At 62.5% G+C, this 25,249-nt stretch carries 17 protein-coding genes; 15 read left to right on the forward strand and 2 right to left on the reverse strand.

All coding sequences use genetic code 11. From position 1 onward, the window contains the following. Window positions 1–4: 4 nt before the first annotated feature. Together QFZ88_RS00580 and QFZ88_RS00585 are read right to left on the reverse strand one after the other, a co-directional pair. On the reverse strand, window positions 5–1,333 hold the full coding sequence (locus tag QFZ88_RS00580) for a hemolysin family protein (RefSeq protein WP_024924021.1): 1,329 nt from the start codon (window positions 1,331–1,333) through the stop codon (window positions 5–7). A 319-nt stretch (window positions 1,334–1,652) separates the two neighbouring features. Continuing rightward, window positions 1,653–2,285: a TerC family protein gene (locus tag QFZ88_RS00585; protein ID WP_024924022.1), complete on the reverse strand. Its 633-nt coding sequence runs from the start codon at window positions 2,283–2,285 to the stop codon at window positions 1,653–1,655. 410 nt (window positions 2,286–2,695) lie between these two features. Between QFZ88_RS00585 and QFZ88_RS00590 the strand changes: the two genes are divergently transcribed. From QFZ88_RS00590 to QFZ88_RS00660, 15 genes are all read left to right on the forward strand, one after another. Beyond that, window positions 2,696–3,076, forward strand: a complete 381-nt coding sequence (locus QFZ88_RS00590) for a YtcA family lipoprotein (RefSeq protein ID WP_287499020.1) — start codon at window positions 2,696–2,698, stop codon at window positions 3,074–3,076. Then, on the forward strand, window positions 3,073–4,146 hold the full coding sequence (gene mdtN, locus QFZ88_RS00595; protein WP_024924024.1) for a multidrug transporter subunit MdtN: 1,074 nt from the start codon (window positions 3,073–3,075) through the stop codon (window positions 4,144–4,146). Before QFZ88_RS00590 ends, mdtN begins: the two co-directional genes overlap by 4 nt. Next, window positions 4,109–6,163 carry an FUSC family protein gene (locus tag QFZ88_RS00600; RefSeq protein ID WP_051512150.1) on the forward strand — a complete coding sequence of 685 codons (2,055 nt, stop codon included), beginning with the start codon at window positions 4,109–4,111 and terminating at the stop codon, window positions 6,161–6,163. Before mdtN ends, QFZ88_RS00600 begins: the two co-directional genes overlap by 38 nt. Further along, window positions 6,160–7,755 carry a TolC family protein gene (locus QFZ88_RS00605; protein ID WP_024924026.1) on the forward strand — a complete coding sequence of 532 codons (1,596 nt, stop codon included), beginning with the start codon at window positions 6,160–6,162 and terminating at the stop codon, window positions 7,753–7,755. Before QFZ88_RS00600 ends, QFZ88_RS00605 begins: the two co-directional genes overlap by 4 nt. A gap of 591 nt (window positions 7,756–8,346) precedes the next feature. Then, window positions 8,347–9,720, forward strand: coding sequence for a glutamate decarboxylase (locus QFZ88_RS00610; protein WP_024924027.1), 1,374 nt, complete (start codon window positions 8,347–8,349; stop codon window positions 9,718–9,720). A 59-nt stretch (window positions 9,721–9,779) separates the two neighbouring features. Further along, window positions 9,780–11,480, forward strand: a complete 1,701-nt coding sequence (locus tag QFZ88_RS00615; RefSeq protein WP_024924028.1) for an aspartate:alanine exchanger family transporter — start codon at window positions 9,780–9,782, stop codon at window positions 11,478–11,480. Between the two features lie 95 nt (window positions 11,481–11,575). Beyond that, window positions 11,576–13,261, forward strand: coding sequence for an aspartate-alanine antiporter (aspT, locus tag QFZ88_RS00620; RefSeq protein WP_024924029.1), 1,686 nt, complete (start codon window positions 11,576–11,578; stop codon window positions 13,259–13,261). A 138-nt stretch (window positions 13,262–13,399) separates the two neighbouring features. Next, on the forward strand, window positions 13,400–14,578 hold the full coding sequence (locus QFZ88_RS00625; RefSeq protein ID WP_244431308.1) for an alpha/beta hydrolase: 1,179 nt from the start codon (window positions 13,400–13,402) through the stop codon (window positions 14,576–14,578). A 140-nt stretch (window positions 14,579–14,718) separates the two neighbouring features. Next, window positions 14,719–15,672, forward strand: a complete 954-nt coding sequence (locus tag QFZ88_RS00630) for a metallophosphoesterase family protein (RefSeq protein WP_024924031.1) — start codon at window positions 14,719–14,721, stop codon at window positions 15,670–15,672. A gap of 25 nt (window positions 15,673–15,697) precedes the next feature. Further along, window positions 15,698–16,042, forward strand: a complete 345-nt coding sequence (locus QFZ88_RS00635; RefSeq protein WP_024924032.1) for a cupredoxin domain-containing protein — start codon at window positions 15,698–15,700, stop codon at window positions 16,040–16,042. A gap of 25 nt (window positions 16,043–16,067) precedes the next feature. Then, window positions 16,068–16,628 (forward strand): sigma-70 family RNA polymerase sigma factor, encoded by a 561-nt coding sequence (locus tag QFZ88_RS00640; protein WP_373426363.1) that lies wholly within the window; start codon window positions 16,068–16,070, stop codon window positions 16,626–16,628. Between the two features lie 35 nt (window positions 16,629–16,663). Further along, the gene (locus tag QFZ88_RS00645) at window positions 16,664–17,428 is read left to right on the forward strand and encodes an anti-sigma factor family protein (protein WP_244431306.1); all 765 of its coding nucleotides are present in this window, start codon (window positions 16,664–16,666) and stop codon (window positions 17,426–17,428) included. A 94-nt stretch (window positions 17,429–17,522) separates the two neighbouring features. Beyond that, on the forward strand, window positions 17,523–18,842 hold the full coding sequence (locus tag QFZ88_RS00650) for an efflux RND transporter periplasmic adaptor subunit (protein WP_024924035.1): 1,320 nt from the start codon (window positions 17,523–17,525) through the stop codon (window positions 18,840–18,842). Continuing rightward, window positions 18,839–21,955, forward strand: coding sequence for an MdtB/MuxB family multidrug efflux RND transporter permease subunit (locus QFZ88_RS00655; RefSeq protein WP_024924036.1), 3,117 nt, complete (start codon window positions 18,839–18,841; stop codon window positions 21,953–21,955). Before QFZ88_RS00650 ends, QFZ88_RS00655 begins: the two co-directional genes overlap by 4 nt. Beyond that, window positions 21,952–25,218, forward strand: coding sequence for an efflux RND transporter permease subunit (locus tag QFZ88_RS00660; RefSeq protein ID WP_024924037.1), 3,267 nt, complete (start codon window positions 21,952–21,954; stop codon window positions 25,216–25,218). Before QFZ88_RS00655 ends, QFZ88_RS00660 begins: the two co-directional genes overlap by 4 nt. Window positions 25,219–25,249: the final 31 nt, after the last annotated feature.

Here is a 25,249-nt window from a genome sequence, read left to right on the forward strand (position 1 = left end):
TGCTCTAGCGGACGCTTCTTCGCGCCAGCAGCTTGTCGATCCGGCGACCGTCCAGATCGACGATCTCGAAGCGCCAGCCTTCATAGGTGAAGGTCTCGCCAATCTTGGGCAGATGTCCGAACTGGAACAGCGCAAACCCCGCAATCGTGTGGAAATGGTCGCTGCCGGCCCGCGATCCTATGCCCAGGCGGCTAAGGGCGTCATGGGCCGACATCATCCCGTCGATCAAAAGCGAGCCGTCCTCACGCTCGACAATGTCAGGCTCTTCGCCCTCCATGCCGGGCAAATCGCCGGCAATCGCTTCGAGCAGGTCGGTTTGGGTCACGATGCCTTCAAGGCTGCCATATTCGTCAACGACCGCAGCCAGCCGAACGGGAGACTGCTTGAACAATTCCAGCACTTTGGCGACCGACGTGACTTCGTGGACGATCAGCGGTTCGCGCATCGCCGCAAGAGGATCGAGCGGCTGCCCATTGAGAAACTGATCGAGCAGATCTTTCTTCAGCACCATGCCAAATGGTTCGTCGATATCGCCTCGCCCGACCAGCAACTGATCATGCCGGCATTCCCGGATGGTGCGTATCATGTCCTCGCGCGTATCGTCGGCGTCGATCCAGTCCACCTCATGACGGGGTGTCATGATGCTGCCGATGCGGCGATCGGCGATGTTGAGGGCGCGAACCACCACCTCACGCTGCGCGTGTTCAAGGATGCCGGCTTCCTGGCTCGCCTGCACCAGGAGCTTCAACTCCTGCGGCGAATGCAATGCGCCCTCGCCCGCTCCCGGTTGCAGCCCACAAGCCCGCAGGATCAGATTGCCGAGGCCGTTGAGTGCGAGGATTGCCGGGCGCAGCAGGAAAAGAAACAGTCCGAGCGGGCGCACGATCCACAGCGCCGTGCCTTCGCTACGTTGCAAGGCAAGGCTCTTTGGCGCGAGTTCGCCCAGCACGATGTGCAGGGTCGTGATGATGATGAAGGCAATCGCCACCGCAATCGCGTGCGAGCCGAAGGCAACGAGCGTTTCCGGTAGGCCGGACAAAAGCGGCTCGATCAGATGGGCCAATGCTGGTTCGCCGATCCAGCCGAGCGCCAGTGATGAGATGGTGATGCCGAGCTGGGTTGCTGCGAGATTGGCGTCGAGATTGTCGACGGCTCGCTGCAATGCCATCGCATTTATGCGGCCTGCGGCCACCAGTTCAGCCACCCGGCTTTTGCGAACCGCGACCAATGAGAATTCCGCTGCAACGAAGAAGCCGTTTGCGGCAACGAGAATGAGGACCGACACAATTCCGAAAATGTCGGCCAAGCTACTACTACCATCGCCCGTAGGCATGATCTCCTCATAAGGGTTGCGACGCGACACGCGCGCCAGGGAAAAAAAAGGCGGCATCGACGATGCCGCCACCAGATTTGCCCGCTGATGCAGGCAAGCAGCAATCCTACCGAACGAAAAGCCGTCCGCCTAGGGTTTGCTTTGGAATATCTGGTTCCAGCCCCCGCGGCCGCGTTGATCTTCGGAGCGGATGTCGCCAAACAGACTGAAACGGCCGCCCGCGGTCCAGCGTTTTGCGAGCATCTAAGTGTTGGAGCGACCCTCCAGTCGGTATTACCGAATGGAGGGTCGCAGCCCGCTCAGCTGGCGTTTTCAGGCCTTACGATTTGCCGATGTATGGCATCAGTTCCAGCGCGCCGCGGTAGATCATGTCGCCGGCCACATAGAGGATGATTGCCAGGCCGACATAGGCGATCCAGCGATGCTTCTGCAGCAGGCTGGCAATGAAGCTGGCAGCGATACCCATCAGCGCGATCGACAGAATGAGCCCGAAGACCAGAACATTCGGATGATCGCGCGCGGCACCGGCAACGGCCAGCACATTGTCGAGCGACATGGAAACGTCGGCGATGACGATCTGCCAGGCGGCCTGGGCGAAGGTCTTTGTCGGCGCACCTGCGGCGCCCTCGGCGGAATTCTCGCCTGCATGAGCCTCCTGTCCGTGTCCGGACCGAAGCTCGTGCCACATCTTCCAGCATACCCATAGCAGGAGGACGCCACCGACAAGCAGCAGCCCGACGATCTGGAGGAGTTGCGTCGTGGCCGCGGCGAAGATGATGCGAAGAACGGTTGCGGCGATAATGCCGACGAGGATTGCCTTGGCACGTTGTGCCTTTGGCAGCCCCGCGGCGGCAAGTCCGATAACGACGGCGTTGTCGCCGGCCAGGACAAGGTCGATCATGATGACCTGGAACAAGGCGGTCATCGCTTCTGGAGTGAAGAATTCTGTCATACGGCACCCTTTGCATTCAGCATGGGCGGCGCAGCGTTCAGACATGCCCCGTACACTCGCGCAACGCGAATGTTGTCAGGGACTAGCGAAGAGCTAGAAACATCAGAGCCAGGCCACCGGATTGAAATTCCAGTCCGACATCACAGCCATGATGGCTGCCAGAGGGGCCCGGCCTGGTAGCTTCTGACTAGTCGATGGGAACCAAAAACTCAACACAAAACATGCGCCTCGGAGCAAACACATGCAGGGGCCGTTCAGATTATGGTGGACGAAGCTTCGACCTCGCCAATGCCGGGAATGACGACCGAGAACGCAATACTGCCTAGGTCAAACGGCGCGCCGCCCCGATTTCCCGCTGTCGCCGTCGAGCCAATATTCAGTGGATTGATCAGACTTCCCCACCCGGAGACTTGGTTGCGGCTGTTCCCTGCTCTATCGATAGAAAATCGATGCTTTTGGGGGAGCCGAAAGTCCGTATGAATGAAATGCACGGGAAATTCGGCTGGATAGCCGGAGCGCTGAAGCGCTTGGGTCCGTTGGGTGCTCTTCTCATCCTATCCGCCTGCGTCAATTCTCCCGCCGCCCCTGCTATTCCGATATTCGGATCCTACTTTCCCGCCTGGATCATCGCTGCGGTTATCGGCATCATCGCCACTATCGTTATCCGTCTGCTTCTGGTGGCCGCCGGCATTGACGAGCACTTGCCGGTGCCGCTGCTGGTCTATCTCTCGCTTGCCCTGCTTTGCGGCATCGGCGCCTGGTTCGCGCTGTTTGGCGGAGTGCCCCGGTGAGCGCGCTCGACCATGTCCGGCGTGGCGTGGCGTGGATTCTGACGCTCGCCATCATCGCCGGTGCGGCCGTAGCGGTCTATCTCGCTCTGTGGGAAGCGGATCGCAGCCCGCGCACTGACGTTGCCGAGGTCGACGCACCGACGGTGCCGATCGCAGCTTCCGTGCCCGGCAAAGTCATCTCGGTCAGCGTAACCAACAACGCTTCGGTGAAGAAGGGCGACATCCTCTTTCAGCTCGATCCGGAACCCTATCGCCTACGCCTGGAGCAGGCGCGGGCAGAGCAGCGCGCTGCTGAATCGGAAGTGGCGCAAGGCGGTCGCAACCTCGCCACTGAACGCGACAATGCCGGCATCGCCGACAAGCAGATCGAACGGGCGCGCATTAACGCCGAGATGACCAAACAGACGCTGCAGCGGCTCGAACCGCTTCTGCCCAAGCGTTTCGTCACCGCGCAGCAAGTCGACATGGCGCGCACCGCCGCCAACGATGCGCAGGTCAGCCTGCGGCAGGCCCTGCAGCAGGCGCAAGGCGCCACCAAGATCATCGGCACGCTGGATACCCGCAAGGCCCAGGCCGACGTTGCCCGCGCAACGGTCGATCTGGCGCAGCGCGATCTTGACAACACCACGGTGCGCGCGCCCTTCGACGGCAAGATCGTCGGCATGCAATTGTCGGTTGGCAAGGTGGTGATCCCCGCCGAAACCCTGTTCACGCTCATCAACACGGCCGAATGGGAAACGGTCGCGTTCTTCCGCGAGACCGATCTCGGCGCCATCAGGATCGGCAATGCCGCCGACGTCTTCGTGATGGCCGATTCCACCCGCCGCATCAAAGGCACGATCTCGAGCTTAGGCTGGGGCGTGCGTTCGGATGAAGCCGCCACCATTCTCGGCATCCCGATCGTTTCCTCGTCGCTCAACTGGGTGCGCGTGGCCAAGCGCTTCCCGGTCTATGTGAGACTGGAGAACCCACCGGAAGACCTCATGCGCGTCGGCGCTTCCGCCGTGGTGATCGTCGGGCCGGCTCCGGCGAATGGCGACGGTGCAGATGCTGTACCAGCCGCCAAGTAAGACCACCCTGCTTTCGATCCTTTGGGACGAATTGCAGCCCTATCCGGGGCGGCTCGACCTGTCTTTGCGCATCGCACTGGTCTGTGTGCTGGTCACGATGACGGCGATGGCGCTGGAGGTGCCGGAAGCCGCCCTCTCCTGCTATCTCGTCTTCTTCGCCTCGCGCGCTGACGCCGGCTCTGGCATCGTGACCGCGGCCGGCGTGCTGGTCGGCGCTACCCTCGGCATCGCGATCGGCATTCTGAGCCTGATGGTAGTCGCCGACAGTCCGATGCTGCGCTTGGGGCTGGTCGCGCTTTTCACCTTCGGCGGCATGTATCTGGCGCAGGCGTCCAAGGCCGGACCGCCGGTCGGCACGGTCGCCATGGTCTTCGCCTTCGTCATGACCCTCTATGACATCGTGCCGATCGCCGAACTGCTTGTGCGGGCGCTTGCCTGGATGTGGGTCGTGGTGTTCTTCCCGATGGTCTATCTCATCGCGCTCAATGTCGTGGCCGGGCGCAGCCCTGCCAGGCTGTTGCGCCGTGAGATAGAGGAGCGGCTCGAAACGGCCGCAGCGTTGATCGAAAGCGGTAGCGAAGAAACACAACGTCGCGCCGGCAAACTGCTGGCCGCCGGCAATGACGAACTTGCCAAATACCGCGTCTTCGCGCGCATCCTTTCGCTGATGGACAACAAGGAGGCGATGCGGGCCGGCGAACTCGCTGAAGCAAGTTATGCGCTGCTCACCCTCGTGCTCGCGCGGGTCGTCAATGGCGAAGGATTTGGCCAAGACGCCCATGCCGCCGACACCTTGCGGGAACTGGCTGGCGATATTCGCGCCCGCCGCTTGCGCAACACAGTGGCGACAAGATTGCTGCATGCAGGCGATCCGGAAACGGCTCGGCTGATCAACCGGATCGCGCAAATCCAGATGCGGACGTACGAACCGCGGCCGCTGCCGCCGGGGGAGAGCGAGGGCTTCTTCGCGCCGGACGCGTTCACCAACCCGGTCTACACGCAGTTCGCGTTGAAGACCCTGCTGGCGGTGATGATCACCTACATCACCTACACTTCGCTGAACTGGTTCGAGATCCATACCGCCATGATCACCTGTTTCATGGTGGCGCTGGGTTCTACCGGCGAGACGGTCCACAAGCTGACGCTGCGCATCATTGGCTGCCTGATCGGCGGTGCAATGGGTGTCGGCTCAATCGTCTGGCTGGTTCCGCACATGACCGATATCGGCCATCTGGCATTGCTGGTCGGCGGCGCCAGTTTTGTCGCCGCCTGGGTTTCGGTCGGTTCGGAGCGCATCTCCTATATGGGTTGGCAGATCGCGCTGTGCTTCTTCCTGGTCACCCTGCACGGCTTCGGACCGAGCCTCGACATGGATGTGGCGCGCGACCGCATCATCGGCATCATCTTTGGCAATGTCGTCGTCTCATTGGTGTTCTCCACCATCTGGCCGGTCAGTGTCGGCGCTAGTGTGCGCAAGCAATTGGCGAACGGCATCTCGGCGCTCGCCGACCTGATGGCGCGGCAGGGCGAAAAGGTCAGCGCCTATGCCGGCCTCGCAAGCGGCTTGTCGAAAGCGATGCGACAAGCCGAAATGCTGCGTTTCGAACTGAAGCGGGTGCGGCATGGTGAAATCGGAGCCGAGACGGCCGAGCGCATTGCCGACGAAATCGAGACGATGGCGACGCCGATCATTCTGCTCCGCGAACGGGATGAGAATACCGATCCGTTTCATCGCCTGCCGAAACCGGTGCGCGCTGCAACACGGAACTTTGAGGACACGGTCGCCGCGTGGCTGCGTGAACGTTCGGCCGATCTGGGGGCTCGTCGCTGGGATCGCACCTCAGGCTCCGTGCGGGCCGCACTGCGGCGCATCGAAGCCAGGCTGCTGCGCACCGAACGCGGTGCTCCCGGCGGTTTTCCCCGAAAACTTCGCGCTGAACTGGCGGCACGGCTTGCGCTCTATGAAGAGATCGCGCAGGCCGTGGAGCGGGCAGAAGCGAAGGGAAAGCCGGCATGAGCCTGCGATCGCGCACGGCATGTTCGATTGACCGGCCCGCTGATGGCCGGGTTGGTCGGCTGCGCGTGCTTCGCTACGCCCTTATTGGCGCCGCCTTCCTCCTATCCGGCTGCACCGCATCCGCGCTGCACGACCTTGCACCGCCGAGCGCCGACAAACCGTCCTCGAAGGCTCCTGGCAATATCGCCGCCGCTCCGAAGGCGGTCGACGGCAAGCCCGATTTCGGGCTGACACCAAATCCGGCGATCCCGATCACGCTCAACACGCCGACCATCGACCCCAAGCATGCCTATTCGCTGCCCGAACTGATCGACATGGCCCAGATGGCCAATCCGGTCACGCGGGCGGCCTGGCAGCGGGCACGGCAGGCGGCGATCGCGGTTGGTGCGACGGAGGCGACCTACCTGCCGATTATCACGGCTGATGTCGTAGCTGGGTTCGAACAGACTTCGGCGACCGCGCCCGGCCTCAATCTCATTCCCATTCCGATACCGGCCGGCACCTTGACCACCACCGGCACGCAGGTGGTCCCTTCCCTCACGGTCAAGTGGTTGCTGTTCGACTTCGGCCAGCGGGAAGCGATGCGGGATGCCGCCAATCATCTTTCCTATGGCGCCAACGTCACTTTCAACGGCACGCATCAGAAGCTGATCTTCGATGTATCGAATGCCTTCTTCATCCTGACCGCGGCCCGCGTGCAACTGAAGATCGCCCAGGGCACGCTGGCCAACTCCAGACTGGTTCTTGAAGCCGCCGAGGCCCGTATGGGGCGTGGGCTCGCCACCACCATGGAGGCGGCCACCGCCAAACAACAGGTGGCGCAAGCGCGCTTCAACCTCACCCAGTCGCAGGGGCACGAGCGCAGTTCCTACATGGGATTGCTGGAAGCGATCGGCATTACGCCCACGACCGAGATTAATATCCAGGACATTTCCAGCCGCGTGCTGCCGAAGGCCGTCCCGGCCGATCTCGACCGGCTGATCGCCACCTCGCTGCAACGCCGACCGGATGTGCAGGCTGCCTTTGCGAAGCTGCAAGCTGATCGCAGTGGCATTGCCGCTGCCCGCGCCGAGTTCATGCCCAAGATCGCGATCGCCGGCAACATCAACCGCAACATTGGAACGCTCTCGACCGAGGATTCGCGGTTCGACCTGCGCACCAGGCTGAACGTGAACCAGCCCAACGCCAATCTCGTTGTCGGGATCACCATGCCGATCTTCGACGGCGGCCTGCGCGACGCGCGCCTGCAAGGCGCGGTTGCCCAGGCGGCCGCTTCCGAACAGGAAATGGCGCAGTTGCAGAACACGGCGGCGCGCGAGATCGTCACTGCATACGATATGCTGCGAACGTCTCTCGCCGGCCACGGCGCGGCGAGTGAGCTGACCAGTTCGGCACAGACCGCCTATAACGCCGCGCTCGACTACTACAAGCAGGGCCTCGGCACGATCACCGACGTCTCCATCGCGCAGACCGCCCTCCTCCAGGCGAAATTCGCCAAGGCCACCGCCTATTCGGACTCGCTGGTCGCTGCCGCAACGCTCGCCTTTGCCACCGGCACGCTCACCAATCGCAATGGCCCCGGCCGCTTCTGATCGTTTGCCGACTTCCTCCCGGAAGACCCGGCAACAACCGTCCCGGGATTTCCGCTGGGATAAGTATGTTCTTTTCCGCGACGCAAAACTTAGTGGCAGATCGTCATCTTTCGCCAGAAAACCGTGCAGTTCTTGCTCAGGCGTGGCGTCCGCGCAGCATAAAAATATCGAACGTCGCCAGCATCATTCGGCGCGCCCATTATGCTGTCCGTACAATTCGTTAAGCATCTTTCATGAGGTAAAAATAACTGGACGAGTGTTCAGAAAATCGTCTGGACAATCCAGTCCCGTTATGCAGGAATACTTATATTAGCAGGTTGGCGGGGGCTGAACTTGCTCTCAATTGCGAGGGCAGACTGAGGGGATGGCCATGTTCGTTCGCCGTTCTGGCGACGCCCTTCTCGATATTGTTCGGCATTCACCGTGCCGACATCTCCTGCTCATAGGGTCGGGCCAGCCGGTCGCTCTGACCGGCAAGAATGCCGGCTATCTTCGTGCCAGGTCGGCATCACTCGAACTCGTCCAGAACTGGCCTGCAGCTGCAAGCCTGTGCGGACTACACGTCGAAACCACCATGCGAGGAAATTCACCGTGAAACACAAATCGCCCTTCGACATCTTCTTCGATCAATTCAACGAGGATATTTCGGAAGATGAATTTCCGAGAAACAGCATGTCGGCTTTCGCTGCCAAGTCGGTGGTGAACAGCGAGGCATGGACCGACTCGCAGCCGGTGATGAACCTGTCGTCCTTCGTGACGACATTCACCGAGCCGGAAGCGCTCGAAATCCTGCACAGCCATTTCCTGAAGAACTACATCGATCACGACATGTACCCGCAGCTCTTCGCCATGGAGGGCCGTATGGTGCGTTGGTTGCACCAGCTGTGGAACGGCCCCAAGGGCGTCGAGCCTTACGGCACCGCCACGGTCGGCTCCTCGGAAGCCTGCATGTTGGCCGGCCTCGCTCACAAGTGGAACTGGCGCAAGGCGCGCGAAGCTGCCGGCAAGGACAGTTCGAAACCCAACATGGTCACCGGCGGTAACGTCCAGATCGTGTGGAAGAAGTTCCTGCGTTATTTCGATGTCGAGCCGCGCATCGCGCCGCTGAAGCCAGGCAACTACCGGCTGACCACCGAACATCTCGACAAGCTCGTGGACGAAAACACCATCGCCGTGGTCGCCATCGCCGGCCAGACCTTCACCGGCGAAGACGACGACATCCAGGAAATCCATGACTGGCTCGACGCCTATGAGAAGCGCACCGGCATCTCGATCCCGATGCACATCGACGGCGCTTCCGGCGGCTTCGTCAACCCGTTCCTCTACCCCGATTACAAATGGGATTTCCGCCTGCCGCGCGTGCTGTCGATCAATGCGTCGGGCCACAAGTTCGGCCTGGTCCCGCCGGGGCTCGGCTGGGTGATCTTCCGCGAGCGCTCGATCTTCAACGAGGATCTCGTCTTCTACGTCAACTATCTCGGCGGCGAGATGCCGACCGCGACGCTGAATTTCAGCCGCAATGCCGCGCAGATCGCCTACCAGTATTACGCGTTCCTGCGCCTTGGTTTCGAAGGCTACAAGGAGATCATGACGCGTACGCTGGAAAACGCGGAGCATCTGCGCGAACTGCTCGTCGAGAGCGGCTATTTCGAGATCATGAACAAGACACAGCGCATCCCCGTCGTGGCGCTGACGCTTAAGCCGGAATTCAAGAATTTCAACGAGTTCGATGTTTCGGCCAAGGTACGCGAGCGCGGCTGGGTCCTGTCGGCCTACACGATGCCGCCGGACGCCCAGACGGTGAACAGCCTGCGCGTGGTGGTGCGCCCGCATCTCAACCACAATGTCATCAACGGCCTGGCCAAGGACATCATCAACGCTTGCGACTGGCTGAAGCAGCATGGCGGCAACGCCACGCCGCCCAAGCTGCACGACCCGCACAAGGTGACGCCGAGCAAGTGCTGATCATCTGAGAATCCAGCTAAACGCAAGGGGCCGGCGCCCCGGAGCGAAAGGACATCTCCATGGCTGCTTTTATGAGTTTCCTGGGCGCCAACCCTTACATCCTCTTGTTTCTCGTGGTCGGCCTGTCGATCTGGGTCGGCTCGTGGCAGATCAAGGGGTATGGTCTCGGCTCGGTCGCCGCGTCGATCATCGTCGGCTGCGCGGTCGCGGTGCTGGGGTCCTACTATGGCACCCGCTTCCAGCTCGACGATTTCACCAAGCTGCTCTTCTACTACCTGTTCATGTATGGCGTCGGCCTGCGTGTCGGCCCCTCCTTCATCAACGGGCTGAAGGGCGACGGGCTGAAGTTCGCCTTCCTTGCGGTGCTCTGCTCGTTCTTGGGGTTGTTTATCGTGGTAGCCGGCGTGAAGCTGCTCAACCTGCCGATCGGCACGGCCGGCGGCATCCTGGCCGGCGCCATGACCATGTCGGCCGCCCTCGGTTCCGCCGACCAGGCGATAACCTCGGGCGTCGTGCCGCTGCCCGGCGGCACCACGCATGACCAGGTTTCGGCGATGATCGCCTTGTCCTACGGCATCACCTACATCTGGGGCACGGTCGGCATCATCCTGATCACCAAATATCTGCCGCAATGGTGGGGCGTCGACGCCAAGGCAGCCGCGACGCAATATGAGGCGGAGCACGGTGTGCCGAATGTTGACGATGCCGGCCTGTCTGGTTACCAGCCGTTCGGTTTCCGTGCCTACCGGCTGGACAGCGACAAGGTGGCGGGCAAGACCATTGCCGAGTTCCGCAAGTCCTATCCGGAATACCAGATCGAGAATGTCGAGCGTGGCAAACAGTTGCTCGGCGCCGATGCCGATCTCAAGCTTCAGCGCGGCGACATCCTTGCGCTTGGCGGCAACCTGAACGCGCTGACCGATCACATGGGCATCATCGGCCCCGAAGTTCCGGACGCCCGCGTGCTCAACATCCCGCTTGATCAGGCCGAGATCGTCGTCATGAACAAGGACGCTATCGGAAAGGCGCTCAAGGAATACCGCTCCTCGCCGATCGCCGGCCAGGTGCAGCTCACCCGCATCGAGCGCGGCGGCGTGCCGATCCCGATCGGTCTGGAAACCAAGCTGGAACGTTTCGACGTGTTGTTCTTCACGGGCTTGAAGAGCGCCGTCGATGCCGCCGGCAAGCTGGTCGGCAAGGTCGCACGCCATAACACGGCTACCGATCTGCTCACGCTGTCCTTCGGCATGATCCTCGGCCTGCTCATCGGCCTGATCGAGGTGCCGGCTTTCGGTTCCGCCGTCGGCCTCGGCAATGCCGGCGGCCTGCTGGTGTCCGGCATCCTGGTGTCCTCGGTGGTGTCGAGGCTGCGTTTCTTCGGCAACACGCCGAATGCCGCGCGCAACATTCTGGAAGACATGGGCCTGATCGTTTTCGTCTGCATCGTCGGCATCAATGCCGGCGCCGATCTGCTGACCCAGCTCACTGGCACCATTGCCGTGAAGATATTCATCGTCGGTTTCTTGACCTGCTCGATCCCCCCCTTCGTGGTGTGGGCGATCGGCTATCACGTGTTCAAGATGAACCCAGCGCTTCTGATGGGCGGGGTCGCCGGTGCGCGCAGCCATTCCGGCCCAGCACGCGAGGCGGCGAAGCTGCTCGGCTCCAACGTGCCGTGGATCGGTTTTCCGGTCGGTTATGCGGTGTCGGGCGTGTTGCTCACCGTCTTCGGCTACTTCGCGATGCTGCTCGCACACTGACGCTACATCGGGTTTGACGCCGGTCCGGGCCATGCACGGCTCCCGGCCCGGCGCACCGCGATGTCGAGATGGTTTTGGGGATTGGAAAACCGCCGATGCTTGACCTTTTGAAGCCCATCATCGGCACGCCCGAAGCCATGCTGTTCCTCACCGTGGCGCTCGGCGTGCTGCTCGGGCGCCAGAAACTTGCCGGCTTCTCCTTCGGCAACGCCGCCGGAACGCTTATTGCCGGAACTTTCCTCGGCGCGGTGTTTGGCGGGGCGGTGCCGGATCTGTCACCAACACTCAAGTCCGTCGCCTTCCTGCTTTTTGTCTTCGCGGTGGGTTTCCAGAGTGGCCCGCAATTCTTCGCCTCGCTCGGACGCTCGACATTGCCGCAGGCCCTGATCGCCGTTGTCGTCGCTGTGGTTGGCCTCTTCACCACCGCGCTTGTGGCCAGACTGTTCGGCCTCGACCAGGGCATCGCCATCGGCGTTGCCGCCGGTGGCCTTACCCAGACTGCGATGCTCGGCACCGCCTACGGTGCTCTGAACGAACTCGGCCTGTCGGCGGACGCGTTGCGCAAGGTGCAAGGCGATGCCGCGGTTGCCTTCGCGCTTACCTATGTTTTCGGCACCATCGGCGTGGTGCTGTTCTGCTCGCAAGTCGGCCCACGCCTCATCGGCGTCAATCTGAAGGATGCAGCGCAGAAACTGGAAGCGGAGCAGGCCAAAGCCCTGACCACCGGCGGCGAACTGCTCGACTTCCGTTCGCTAGTGGCACGTGTCTTCCGTGTCGATGCCGCCGACGGCAAAACAGTCGGCGAACTGGAACGGAAGTTCGGTCCACAGGCAGCGGTACAGCGTGTACGCCGCAACCGCGCGGATCTAATGGTCACGCCGGACCTACTCCTGCAGCGAGGCGATCTCGTCTCTGTCCAAGGCTACCGACCGGCCATCGTCAAGGTCGCCGGCCAGATCGGCAAGGAAGTTGCCGCAGAGGAACTCGTCAACGATCTTCTGGGCGACGGCGCGGAGGTGATCGTTCATCCATCCTTCGCAGGGCTTAGCCTGCACGATGCCGTGGCAAAGCTGGGCGCCGTTGGCCATGGCTTGTTCCTGCGTCGCATCCGCCGCCAATCACACGACATCCCCGTCACGGCGCAAACCATATTGTTGCCGGGCGATACGCTGTCGCTCGCCGGCCCGGCCGACCGGCTTGCCGCCGCGCTGCCGCAAATCGGCACCGTGGCAAACAACAACAACCGTTCAGATGTCGCCTTCCTTGCCGCCGGCCTGCTTGTCGGCGTGCTGATCGGCTTGCTGACGCTGACCGTTGCTGGCTTGCCGATCACGCTTTCCGCCGGTGGCGGTGCGCTCGTCGCGGGCCTGATCTTCGGCTGGTGGCATGCACGCCGGCCCGAGCGCTCCAACGTGCCGGTGGCGGCAACCCAGATCATGTGGGATTTCGGCCTTGCCTCCTTCTGCGCCCTCGTTGGCTTGACGGCCGGGCCGCAAGCCATTTCCGCGATGGGATCGCACGGCGTCACTCTGCTGCTTGCCGGTGTCATCGTCACGCTGGTGCCACAGATCGTCGGCCTGTTCGTTGGTCACTTCGTCCTGAAGATAAACCCGGTGCTGCTGATGGGCGCGCTGGCCGGTGCACAGACGCAGGATGCGGCCATGCTTGCCGCCAGCGATGTCGCGGAAAGCCCAGCGCCCGCGCTCGGCTTCACCGTGCCTTACGCGATCGGCAACATCCTGCTCACCATCCTTGGTCCTGCCGTGGTTGCCTTGACTTGATTAGCACTGACGTTTGCCCTGAGCGGCTCGACAAAAGTGGAAACGCGCACTGTTAGCTCTTGGTTCGGACCGGCGGTTTCAGTGGTCTTGAGGCGAAACTGTTGGATTGGCTGCGGACCGGCAGCTAGAGGAATGGCCGTGCTACGATTTTCCAGCATTTCCGCACACATCCGCGCACTGGCAGTCGCCAGCCTGGCACTGGCGGGCGGTTGTGCCGGAAATCAGCATGATCTGCTTCCTGCCACCGAGACGGCGGCCCCCGCCTCGTCGATCGCACGCGACCACCACATCTACATCGCCACCACGCGCGCCAAAGCGAAAGACCCACGCGAAGTCTATTCAGGCCAGCGATCGCGAAAGGCCGCCTATGCGATGGTCGATGTCAGCGTGCCCGCGATCCACAAACCAGGCCGTATCGAACGCCCGCCCGGCAATGTCGCGGACCCAGCCAAATATTTCACCGCGAAGGAAATTTCCGGCTATCGCGACGACGAGGCTTTTTCCAGGGCGCTCAGTGCCGACATCAAGGCGCATGGAGGTCATGCCCTGGTGTTCATCCACGGTTACAACACCCATTTTGACGACGCGGTCTACCGCATCACCCAGATCGCCCAGGACTCCGGCTACACCGGCGCTCCGGTGCTGTTTACCTGGGCGTCGGCAGGAAAGACCGTGGACTATGTCTACGACACCAACAGCGCCACCGTCGCCCGCGACGCGCTGGAGGAAACGCTCCGCCTCGTCGCCAAATCCGGCGCCAAGCGCATCGACATCGTCGCTCATTCGCTCGGCAATTGGGTGACCATGGAGGCATTGCGCCAGCTCGCCATCACCAAGGACAAGGACCTTAGCGGCAAGCTCGGCGATGTTGTGCTCGCTTCACCCGATCTCGACGTCGATGTCTTCAAGAGCCAGATGGAGCGCTATGGCAAACCAAAGCATCCCTTCATCGTGCTCGCCTCGAAGGACGATCGGGCTCTGGATATTTCGAGCTGGATCGCCGGCGACAAGCCAAGGCTGGGCGACTACCTCAACGCCAAGGACATTGTCAGCTACGGCGTGATCGTCGTCGACCTCTCCAAGGTCAAGCCGGGCGATGAGCTGGGTCACACCACTTTTGCCGACAATGCAAATGTTATCAAACTCTTGGGACAAGGGTTGAACGAAGAAGATGCACGCGCGCTTGGGAGAAATGCCGACGTGACCAGCCGCGTCAACCGCTTCGCGCAAGGGATCGGGCAGTCGCTGTCGTCAGCCGCGGACATCGTTATCACAACCCCGCTCGAAGTGCTGACCCTGGGCGCTGGCGGACGCTAACAGCCCGGCTTGCAGATCATACAGGTCACCGATCCACCATCACGCCTTCGTGACCGAACAACGCAGGGACCGATGGAATAAACGGCCGCCTCCACGGGTCTCCCCAGTATGCGCCACACACGGCGCGATGGGAGATCCACATGAGCCACCATCACGACAATGACGAGCATGGCATAAGCCGGCGCCACGCACTCGAATGCATGATCTGGGCGGGTACAGGCGTGTTATGGACGATTTCAGGCGGCGTTCCCAAATCGCTCAATCTGCTCGGCCAGGCCGAGGCAGCCGAGGCGCTTTCGTCCGGATTCACCTTCCTGCAGATATCGGACAGCCATATCGGCTTCGACAAGGCCGCCAACCCGCACGCCATCGACACGCTGAAAGAGGCGATGGCGAAGATCGCGACGTTGCAGGTGAAGCCAGCCTTCCTGATCCACACCGGTGACATCACGCATCTTTCCAAGCCGGCACAGTTCGACAACGCCGCCCAGATTATCGGTGGCGCGGGCTTTGACGTGCATTACGTGCCCGGCGAGCACGACCTCGTCGATGACGCCAACGGGCAAGCCTATCTCGACCGTTACGGCAAGGGTACCAAGGGCGCCGGCTGGTATTCTTTCGACCAGAACGGCGTGCACTTCGTCGGTCTCGTCAACGTCGTCAATCTGAAGGCAGGAGGACTTGGCAATCTTGGCGCCGAGCAGCTCACCTGGCTGGCCGATGATTTACGCGCATTGAGCAGTTCCACGCCGATCGTGGTCTTCGCCCACATTCCGCTCTGGGCCATCTATCCCGAATGGGGATGGGGCACCGACGACGCGGCCCAAGCGCTGGCACTGCTCAAGCGCTTCGGCTCGGTCACCGTCCTCAACGGCCACATCCACCAGATCATGCAGAAGGTGGAAGGCAATGTGACATTCCATACCGCGCGTTCGACCGCCTTCCCCCAGCCTGCGCCCGGCACCGCCCCCGCGCCCGGACCGATGACGGTCGACGCTGGCAAATTGCGCGGCCTGCTCGGTACCAGCGGCGTTTCGGTGAAGCAGGGTTCCAACGAACTCGCCATCATCGACACCACCCTCGCAGATGTCTGAATTCCAATGGAAAGGAACACACCTTATGCTCCGTTTTCGTCCCCCTGCCCCGCAACTGGCAGCGATCTTCTTCGGCCTCAGCCTGTCCGTTGCGGTGAATGCACCGCTGCATGCCGCGGATGCGCCCGCAATCAAGATCGAGAACTTCGCCTTCACCCCACAGACCCTGACCGTGAAGGCGGGGACAACGGTCACCTTTCGTAACGATGACGACATTCCGCACCAGATCGTGGCAACGGACGGCGGTTTCCGATCCAAGGCGCTTGACACCAGCGACACCTATACCTTCACCTTTTCCAAGGCTGGCGACTTCGCCTATTATTGCGGACTGCACCCCCACATGCAGGGCAAGGTCGTCGTCACGCCCTGAATGCGGTTCTGGACACTGCTACGGAGTGCCGGATGATGCTGTGGAGTTGAGCGGCAAGGCTCCTGCCGGACGGTTTGGCGAGGTGGTTCTGCCCCATCTCGGCGATGCCTTGTCGCTGGCTCGCTGGCTCACCGGCAACGCAACCGACGCGGAAGATGTCGTCCAGGAGGCCTGTCTCAAGGCCCATGCCGGTATTGGCACCTATGCCGGCGGCAACGCCCGGGCCTGGTTGCTGACGATCGTACGCAACACCTCCTATTCGTGGCTTGCACGCAATCGTCCGCGCAATGTCGTCGTGGTCGGCGACATGACCGACCTTGATGAATTGGCGACGGGGTACGGCAACGACGCTCCGTTCGCCAATGGTCCGGAGGCAGCGCTCATCGCCAAGAGCGACCACGCGGCCTTAGAGGCTGCCATCGCGGCACTCCCACATCCGTTTCGCGAGGTGATCGTGTTGCGCGATGTCAACGATCTGGCCTATCGCGAGATCGCGGCGGTGCTTGATCTGCCGCTGGGCACCGTCATGTCGCGCCTCGCGCGGGCACGTGCCGCGCTGATCTCGAAGCTCGGGGGCAAGTCATGATTGACAAGGACGGATTGCCCAGAGATTCTCGGGATTTGCACCTGCTCCTTCACGCGCTTGTCGATGGCGAACTCGACGCAGCGAAGGCCATGACGCTCGAGCGGCGGCTCGCCGAAGACCCAACGCTTGCTGCGGAACATCAGCGCATCGTCGCCCTGCGGCGGGCAGTTCTCGCATTGCCTCGAACGGAAGCCGATCCCGCTTTTGCCGCGCGCATGGCGGCGTTGGCGCAGGAAGGCGAAAAGGCACCCTCGCCAGCCAACAACAACATCTCATGGAAAGCTCGGTGGGACGATTGGCGCGCCCTTGCCGCGTCGGTCGTTGTCACCGCCGGGCTGGCGAGCGGAGCAACCTACTGGATGATGGCGCCCGGCATGCAGGAGGATTTTGCCACGGCGATCGCCAATGACCATCGCCGCAGCCTGCTGGCAGCCGCGCCAGTGGATGTCGTCTCTTCGGATCGCCATACGGTGAAACCGTGGCTGGATGCCAGGATCGGTGTGTCTCCTCCTGCGCCGGATCTGACCAAGGACGGTTTCTCGCTCGTCGGCGGGCGCGTCGAAGTCGTCGGCAATCGGCCGGTGCCTGCACTCGTCTACCGCTATCGCGAACACCTGATCACGCTGGTTGCAATCCCCCGTGAAGGAACCGCCACGCCGATGCCCTCCAAGCCGACAGGTGGAGGCTTCTCAATGCTGCGATGGGACGACGGGGCCTTCTCCTACTGGGCCGTTTCGGATGCGGAACCGAGCGTAATGGAGGATTTCGCGTTCCGTTTCCGCGCCGCCATTGGTCCCTGAGCACTGGTCCCGACAAGCCAACCTTGCGAACTGTTAATTCGACACGCCGGGGCCTTCGTCTTAAAAAACAGGCGAATCGCTGGAGAGTGCGGCCTTGGAACAGCGTGTGGAACTTCCAAAGGAAGCGCAGGCTGCCGAGCAACGTCGATCGGGCAGTTGGCTGGCATGGCTTGTCGTTCTGGCGGTGATCGCGTCCGGCGGCTACTGGTGGTGGCAGCGGTCGCAACCGACGCAGCAACCGGCTCCCAGTTTCAGCCGGCGCTCCGCGCCGCCCGCCGCCGTCGGCACCGCGACGATCTCGACCGGCAATGTCGACGTCACGCTCGACGCCCTGGGCACGGTGACATCGCTCGCCACCGTGACGGTGCGTACCCAGGTCACCGGTCAGCTTGTCCAGATCGCCTTCAAGGAAGGACAGGATGTCAAGAAAGGCGACCTGCTCGCCAAGATCGACTCGCGCTCCTTTGAGGCGTCACTCGGGCAGGCGGTGGGCCAGCTGGCCCGTGACCAGGCCCTCCTGGACAACGCGAAACTGGATCTGACCCGAGCCGAAACGACGGTCAAGACCGGCGCCACCACGCGCCAGGCTTATGACACACAGGCGGCCCTTGTGACGCAGTATCAGGGCACGCTGGCGTCGGACCTGGCAACCGTGCAGGCGGCCAAGGTCAATCTCTCCAACACCAGCATCGTCTCGCCGGTCGACGGCCGTGCAGGCCTGCGCCTGGTGGACGAAGGCAACTACGTAACGCCCGGCGATGCCAACGGCATCGTGGTCATCACGCGGCTGCAGCCGATCAGCGTGCTGTTCACCGTGCCGGAGGACCAGCTCTCGGCAATCCGCCGGCGTCTCGGCCAGGGCGCCACGCTGCCCGTCACCGCGTTCGACCGCACCGGCAATGCCAAACTGGGCGACGGGCAACTGGAAACCTTCGACAGCGCGATCGACCCGACGACCGGCACGATCAAGTTGCGCGCGACCTTCGCGAACGAGGACCACGCCCTCTTCCCCAACCAATTCGTCAACATCCGGCTTCTCGTCGACACCCATGCCGACGCCATCATCGCGCCGACCGCCGCTGTCCAGCGCGGCGCGCCGGGCACCTTCGTCTATGTGGTGAACGCCGACAGCACGGTTTCCGTGCGCACCGTGACGCTTGGCACCATGAATGGCGAGAAAACCCAGATACTCTCCGGCTTGAAGGCCAGCGAGACGGTGGTCGTCGATGGCGTCGACAGGTTGCGCGACGGCATGAAGATCAACGCGGCGCAACCGGGCAATGATGCCGCGACGCCACCAGTCGCAGCCACGCCGCCCGCGCCGCAGCAAGGCGACCCGGCCAAGCCGGATGCCTCAGCACACAAGCACGGCGACGGCAAACACCGGCGCAACCAGACCGGCCAATCGCCATGAATCCGTCCCGCCCGTTTATCCTGCGGCCGGTCGCGACATCGCTGCTGATGGTCGCGATCATGCTGTCGGGCATTCTGGCGTTTCGTTTCCTGCCGATTTCCGCCCTGCCCCAGGTCGATTACCCGACCATCCAGGTCCAGACCTTCTATCCCGGCGCCAGCCCGGACGTGATGACCTCTTCCATCACTGCACCGCTTGAGGTGCAGCTTGGCCAGATCCCCAATCTGGAGCAGATGAATTCGATCAGCTCGGCCGGTTCCTCGGTGATCACGCTGCAGTTCAGCCTGGCCATTTCGCTCGACGTCGCCGAGCAGGAGGTCCAGGCGGCCATCAACGCGGCCGGCAATCTGCTGCCAGCCGATCTGCCGGCACCGCCGATCTATGCCAAGGTCAACCCCGCCGACGCGCCGGTGCTGACGCTCGGCCTCACCTCGACGAACATGGCGCTGCGCGACGTGCAGGCGCTCGCCGACACGCGTCTGGCGCAGAAAATCTCGCAGCTTCCCGGCGTCGGCCTGGTTTCGTTGTCGGGTGGGCAGCGACCGGCCGTGCGTGTCCAGGCCGATCTGCGCAAGCTCGCCGCCTACGGGCTCAACATGGACGATTTGCGCACCACGCTGGCCAGCGCGAACGTCAACCAGCCCAAGGGCAATTTCGACGGCCCTTCGCGCGCCTACACCGTCAACGCCAACGACCAGCTGCAGAGCGCCGATCAGTACAGGTCGCTGATCGTGGCCTACAAGAACGGCGCGCCCGTAAGGTTGAGCGATGTCGGCGCCGTGGTGGACGCCACCGAGAACAACAAGCTCGCCGCCTGGATGAACACCACGCCGGCGATCATCGTCAACGTGCAGCGCCAGCCCGGTGCCAACGTCATCGACGTGGTTGACCGCATCAAGGCGCTGCTGCCACAGCTACAAGCCTCGCTGCCGCATTCCGTCGACGTCGCTGTGCTCACCGACCGCACCACGACCATCCGCGCCTCGGTGCACGATGTCGAATACGAGCTGTCGCTGGCCATCGTCCTGGTCGTGCTGGTCATCTTCGTTTTCCTGCGCAGCGCCCGCGCCACGCTGATCCCCAGCCTGTCGGTACCGCTCTCCCTCGTAGGCACGCTGGGCGTCATGTACATGTTCGGCTACAGCCTCGACAATCTGTCGCTGATGGCACTGACAGTGGCGACCGGCTTCGTCGTTGATGATGCCATCGTGGTGATTGAGAACATCTCGCGCTACATCGAGGAAGGCGACACACCGCTGCAAGCGGCGCTTAAGGGCTCCGAGCAGATCGGCTTCACCATCATCTCGCTGACCGTTTCGCTGATCGCGGTGCTGATCCCACTGCTGTTCATGAGCGACGTCGTCGGGCGGCTGTTCCGCGAATTCGCCGTCACCCTCGCCACCACCATCCTGATATCGGCGGTGGTCTCGCTGACGCTCGTGCCCATGGCCTGCGCCAGGCTGCTGCAACCGATCTCTGAGGTGCGCGAAAACGCCTTCCAGCGCGCCAGCCACGATTTCTTCGAATGGGTGATCCGCGGCTATGGTCGCATGTTGAACTGGGTGCTCGACCGGCAGGCAGTGACGCTCGCGGTCACCTTTGCCACGCTGGTGGCCACCGCGATCCTCTATGTCGAAATCCCGAAGGGCTTCTTTCCGGTTCAGGATACCGGCGTGATCCAGGCCGTCACCGAGGCGCGGCAATCGACATCCTATGCAGCGATGGCGGACCAGCAACAGCGGCTTGCCGCAGTCATCCTGCAAGACAAGGACGTGGAAAGCCTGTCCTCCTTCATCGGCGTCGACGGCACCAACACGACGCTGAATGTCGGCCGCATGCTGATCAATCTGAAATCGCACGAGCAGCGCACCGCTGACATCTCGACCGTCATCGCCCGGTTGAAAAAGGAAGCCGCCGCCCTGCCCGGCATCACCCTCTACATGCAGCCGGTGCAGGATCTGACGATCGACGGCACCGTCAGCCGCACGCAGTATCAATTCGTGCTCCAGGATGCGAGCGCCGGCGAGCTGGCCGAATGGACGCCGAAGCTGATCGACAAACTAAACACCTTGCCGCAACTGGCTGACGTTGCGAGCGATCTTTCTAATCGTGGTCTCGCCGTCTTCGTCGATATCGATCGCGACCAGGCTGCCCGCTTCGGCGTCACGCCGGCCACGGTCGACAACGCGCTCTACGATGCTTTCGGCCAGCGCATCGTCTCGACCATCTTCACCGCCTCCAACCAGTACCGAGTCATCCTCGAGGCCGATCCCGAACTGCAGCAGTCCCTCAAATCGCTTTCGTCGATCTACGTGCCGACATCGACCGGCGGTGGCCCGATATCGCTGTCGGTCTTCGCCAAGATGCGGGTCGACACGGTGCCGCTCCAGATCACACATATGGGCCAGTTCCCGGCGACGACCGTTTCATTCAATCTTGCGCCGGGCGCTTCGCTCGGCGGCGCGGTGGCCGCAATCCAGCAGGCGCAGGCCGAAATCGGCATGCCGGCGTCCGTGACCGCCTCTTTCCAGGGCACGGCCAGTGCCTTCCAGGCCTCGCTTGGCAATGAGCTGTTCCTGATCCTGGCGGCGGTGGTGACGGTCTATATCGTGCTCGGCGTTCTCTATGAGAGTTTCATCCACCCGATCACCATTCTCTCGACGTTGCCATCCGCAGGCATCGGCGCACTGCTTGCGCTGATGATCGCCGGCGAAGACCTGACCATCATTGCGCTGATCGGCATCATCCTGCTGATTGGTATCGTCAAGAAGAACGCGATCATGATGATCGACTTCGCGCTCGACGCACAACGCAACGAAGGCAAGTCGCCGCGCGATGCCATCTTCCAGGCGTGTCTCCTGCGCTTCCGGCCGATCCTGATGACCACGGTCGCCGCCGTCCTTGGCGCACTGCCGCTGATGCTCGGCACCGGTGTCGGTTCAGAACTGCGCCATCCGCTCGGCGTCAGCATCGTCGGCGGCTTGCTGTTCAGCCAGGTGCTGACTCTGTTCACGACGCCGGTCATCTACCTGTGGTTCGACCGGCTGGCGACCCGCCTGCGTGGCGCCGGCCCGGAAATAGCCCGGGGACGTGGCGCGGACTTCGCGCCATGAACCTGTCAGTCCCGTTCATCCGGCGTCCGGTGGCGACCATGCTGCTCACTATCGGCCTGTTCGCGACGGGACTGGTGGCTTTTCCATTGTTGCCGGTCTCGCCACTGCCGCAGGTCGACTATCCCGTCATTTCCGTGCGCGCCTCCATGCCTGGCGCCAGTCCGCAGGTGATGGCCAACACGGTGGCGAGCCCGCTCGAACGGCATCTCGGCGAAATCGCCGACGTCAATGAAATGACCTCGTCCAGTAGTGTCGGCTCGACGCGGGTGACGCTGCAATTCGGTCTCGATCGTGACATCGACGGTGCCGCGCGTGACGTGCAGGCCGCCATCAACGCAGCTCGGGCGGACCTGCCAGCCAGCCTTCGCTCCAACCCGACCTACAGGAAGGTCAACCCGGCGGACGCGCCGATCTTGGTCCTGGCGCTGACCTCCGACACGCTGACGCGCGGCCAGATCTACGACACCGCAAGCACCGTTCTGGCGCAGAAACTTTCGCAGGTCGAAGGCATCGGCGAGGTCGACGTCGCGGGCAGTTCTTTGCCAGCAGTGCGTGTCGAACTAACGCCGCAGACCCTCTATCATTACGGCATCGGGCTGGAAGACGTGCGCGCAGCATTGAGCTCAGCCAACGCGCATGCGCCGAAAGGAGCCATCGACGTCGGGCCGGAGCGGTATCAGATCTATGCCAACGATCAGAGCCTGCGTGCGGAAGACTATCGTCCCCTCATCGTCGCCTACCGCAACGGCGCCCCGGTCAGGCTGACCGATGTCGGCGAGGTCGTCGATTCCGTCGAGAATATCCGCAATTCCGGCCTGGCCAATGGCAAGCCGGCCGTTCTCATCGTCATGACCAGGTCGCCGAACGCCAACATCATCGATACCGTCGACCGGGTGAAGGATCTGATCCCGACGCTGAAGGCGTCGATCTCGCCGGCGATCGATCTTTCGGTCGCCGTCGACCGATCCAACACGATCCGCGCCTCGCTGAAGGAGGTCGAGCTCACATTGATGATCGCGCTCGGCCTGGTCATCCTGGTCGTCTTCGCCTTCTTGCGCGACGTACGCGCCACGCTGATACCGGTCGTGGCGGTCCCGGTCTCGCTGGTCGGCACGCTGGGCGTCATGTATCTGCTTGGCTTCAGTCTCGACAATTTGTCGCTGATGGCGCTGACGGTGGCGACCGGCTTTGTCGTCGACGATGCGGTCGTCGTCCTTGAAAACGTCGCACGGCACCGCTCCGCAGGCCTGTCTCCCGTCCAGGCGGCGATCAAGGGTACGCAGGAGGTCGGCTTCACCGTCCTGTCGATGAGCGTTTCGCTAATTGCCGTCTTCATCCCGATCCTGTTGATGGGCGGCATCATCGGGCGGCTGTTTCGCGAATTCGCGGTCACCCTTTCGGCGGCGATCTTGATTTCGCTGGTCGTCTCGCTGACCACCACGGCCATGATGTGCTCGGTGCTGTTGCGCAAGGAAGAACGCGGTCCGCACGGGCGCCTCTACCGGGCAAGCGAAGCCGCCTTCGAGGCCATGTTCAACTTCTATCGCAGCACGCTGTCGTGGACGCTCGGGCATCCGCGGCTGATCATGCTGCTGCTTCTGGCCACGCTCTGCCTCAACGGTTACCTCTATGTCATTATCCCGAAAGGCTTTTTCCCCCAGCAGGATACGGGGTTGCTGGTCGGTTCTGTCCAAGCCGATCAGTCTATTTCGTTCCAGTCGATGTCTGACAAGGTCAACCGTTTCGCCGAGATCGTGAAGAACGATCCGGCGGTCGCCAGCGCGGTCGCCTTCACAGGCGGAGGCCAGACCAATTCGGGCGCCATGTATGTGGCGCTGAAGCCGCAGGCCGAACGCAACGTTTCGGCTGACGCGGTCATCGCGCGTTTGAGGACGCAACTCGCCGTCGTACCCGGCGCCACGCTCTTCCTGCAGTCGGTGCAGGACATTCGCGCTGGCGGGCGCCAGTCCAATGCCCAATTCCAATACACGTTGCAGGGCGACGACGCCGATGAAATCCGCGATTGGGCGCAGAAGCTGACGATAGCCCTGCAAACCGAACCCAAGCTCACCGACGTCAACAGCGACCAGCAGAACAAGGGGCTGGACATCGACCTCACCATAGACCGGGATACGGCGGCGCGGCTGGGTATCACCGTCAGCCAGATCGACAGCACGCTTTACGATGCTTTCGGCCAGCGCCAGGTCTCGACCATCTATGTGGCCCGCAACCAGTATCACGTCATCATGGAGGTGGCGCCGGAATACTGGCAGCACCCCGACACGCTCAAGCAGGTCTATATCAGCAAGTCGGGCGGTTCGGTCAGCGGCTCGCAAAAGACCAACGCGGTGGCTGGAACCTTCGTATCGGGTCAGAAGAGCGCCGCGTCGGCGCAGGTTTCCGATGCCGCGGTCAATCAGGCCAACAATTCCATTGGCGCTGTCGGCAAGACGGCGAGTTCGACCGGGGCCGCCGTCAGCACGGCGCGGGAAACCATGGTGCCGCTATCGGCCGTTGCCAGCTATGCCCCAGGCAACACGCCGCTGTCGGTGAACCACCAGGGATTGTTCGTCGCCACCACCATTTCCTTCAACCTGGCGCCGGGCGTCGCGCTGGGCGAAGCGATTGCCGCGATCAACGCGGCCCAGGACCGTATCGGCATGCCGGTAACCATCCACGGTGGATTCCAGGGTACCGCCAACGTCTTCCAGCAATCGCTTGCGAACGAACCGATGCTGATCCTGGCAGCACTGCTAGCGGTCTATGTGGTGCTGGGCATGCTCTATGAGAGCTATGTCCACCCGCTCACCATCCTGTCGACCTTGCCGTCGGCGGGTGTCGGCGCGCTGCTGGCGCTTGGCGCCTTCGGCATCGAGTTCTCGATCATGGCGATGATCGGCGTGATCCTCCTGATCGGCATCGTCAAGAAGAACGCCATCATGATGATCGACTTCGCGCTGGACGCCGAGCGCAAGCAGGGCATGTCGGCGCGCGACGCCATCTCCCAGGCGTGCCTTCTGCGTTTCCGGCCCATCATGATGACCACCATGGCAGCCCTGCTCGGCGCGGTCCCCCTTGCCATCGGCCTTGGCGAAGGCAGCGAGCTCAGACAGCCGCTCGGCGTTGCGATCGTCGGCGGCTTGATCCTCAGCCAAATGCTCACCCTTTATACGACGCCGGTCATCTACATTTATCTCGATCGGTTCCGCTTGTGGGCGCTTGGCTCGCGCCGAAAGCGCGGGGCCGCGCCAATTCCGAGCTGATCTCAGGCAGCGAGAAGATGTGTCGAGCAGG

This window comes from Mesorhizobium sp. YL-MeA3-2017 (assembly GCF_030814575.1).
Lineage (GTDB): Bacteria > Pseudomonadota > Alphaproteobacteria > Rhizobiales > Rhizobiaceae > Mesorhizobium > Mesorhizobium terrae.

Coding starts and splice junctions, on each gene's coding strand:
- aspT (WP_024924029.1), top strand. CDS start 11,576: ATGCTTGACCTTTTGAAGCCCATCATCGGCACGCCCGAAGCCATGCTG.
- QFZ88_RS00600 (WP_051512150.1), top strand. CDS start 4,109: ATGGCGACGGTGCAGATGCTGTACCAGCCGCCAAGTAAGACCACCCTG.
- QFZ88_RS00615 (WP_024924028.1), top strand. CDS start 9,780: ATGGCTGCTTTTATGAGTTTCCTGGGCGCCAACCCTTACATCCTCTTG.
- QFZ88_RS00580 (WP_024924021.1), bottom strand. CDS start 1,333: ATGCCTACGGGCGATGGTAGTAGTAGCTTGGCCGACATTTTCGGAATT.
- QFZ88_RS00660 (WP_024924037.1), top strand. CDS start 21,952: ATGAACCTGTCAGTCCCGTTCATCCGGCGTCCGGTGGCGACCATGCTG.
- QFZ88_RS00605 (WP_024924026.1), top strand. CDS start 6,160: ATGAGCCTGCGATCGCGCACGGCATGTTCGATTGACCGGCCCGCTGAT.
- QFZ88_RS00655 (WP_024924036.1), top strand. CDS start 18,839: ATGAATCCGTCCCGCCCGTTTATCCTGCGGCCGGTCGCGACATCGCTG.
- QFZ88_RS00585 (WP_024924022.1), bottom strand. CDS start 2,285: ATGACAGAATTCTTCACTCCAGAAGCGATGACCGCCTTGTTCCAGGTC.
- QFZ88_RS00630 (WP_024924031.1), top strand. CDS start 14,719: ATGAGCCACCATCACGACAATGACGAGCATGGCATAAGCCGGCGCCAC.
- QFZ88_RS00635 (WP_024924032.1), top strand. CDS start 15,698: ATGCTCCGTTTTCGTCCCCCTGCCCCGCAACTGGCAGCGATCTTCTTC.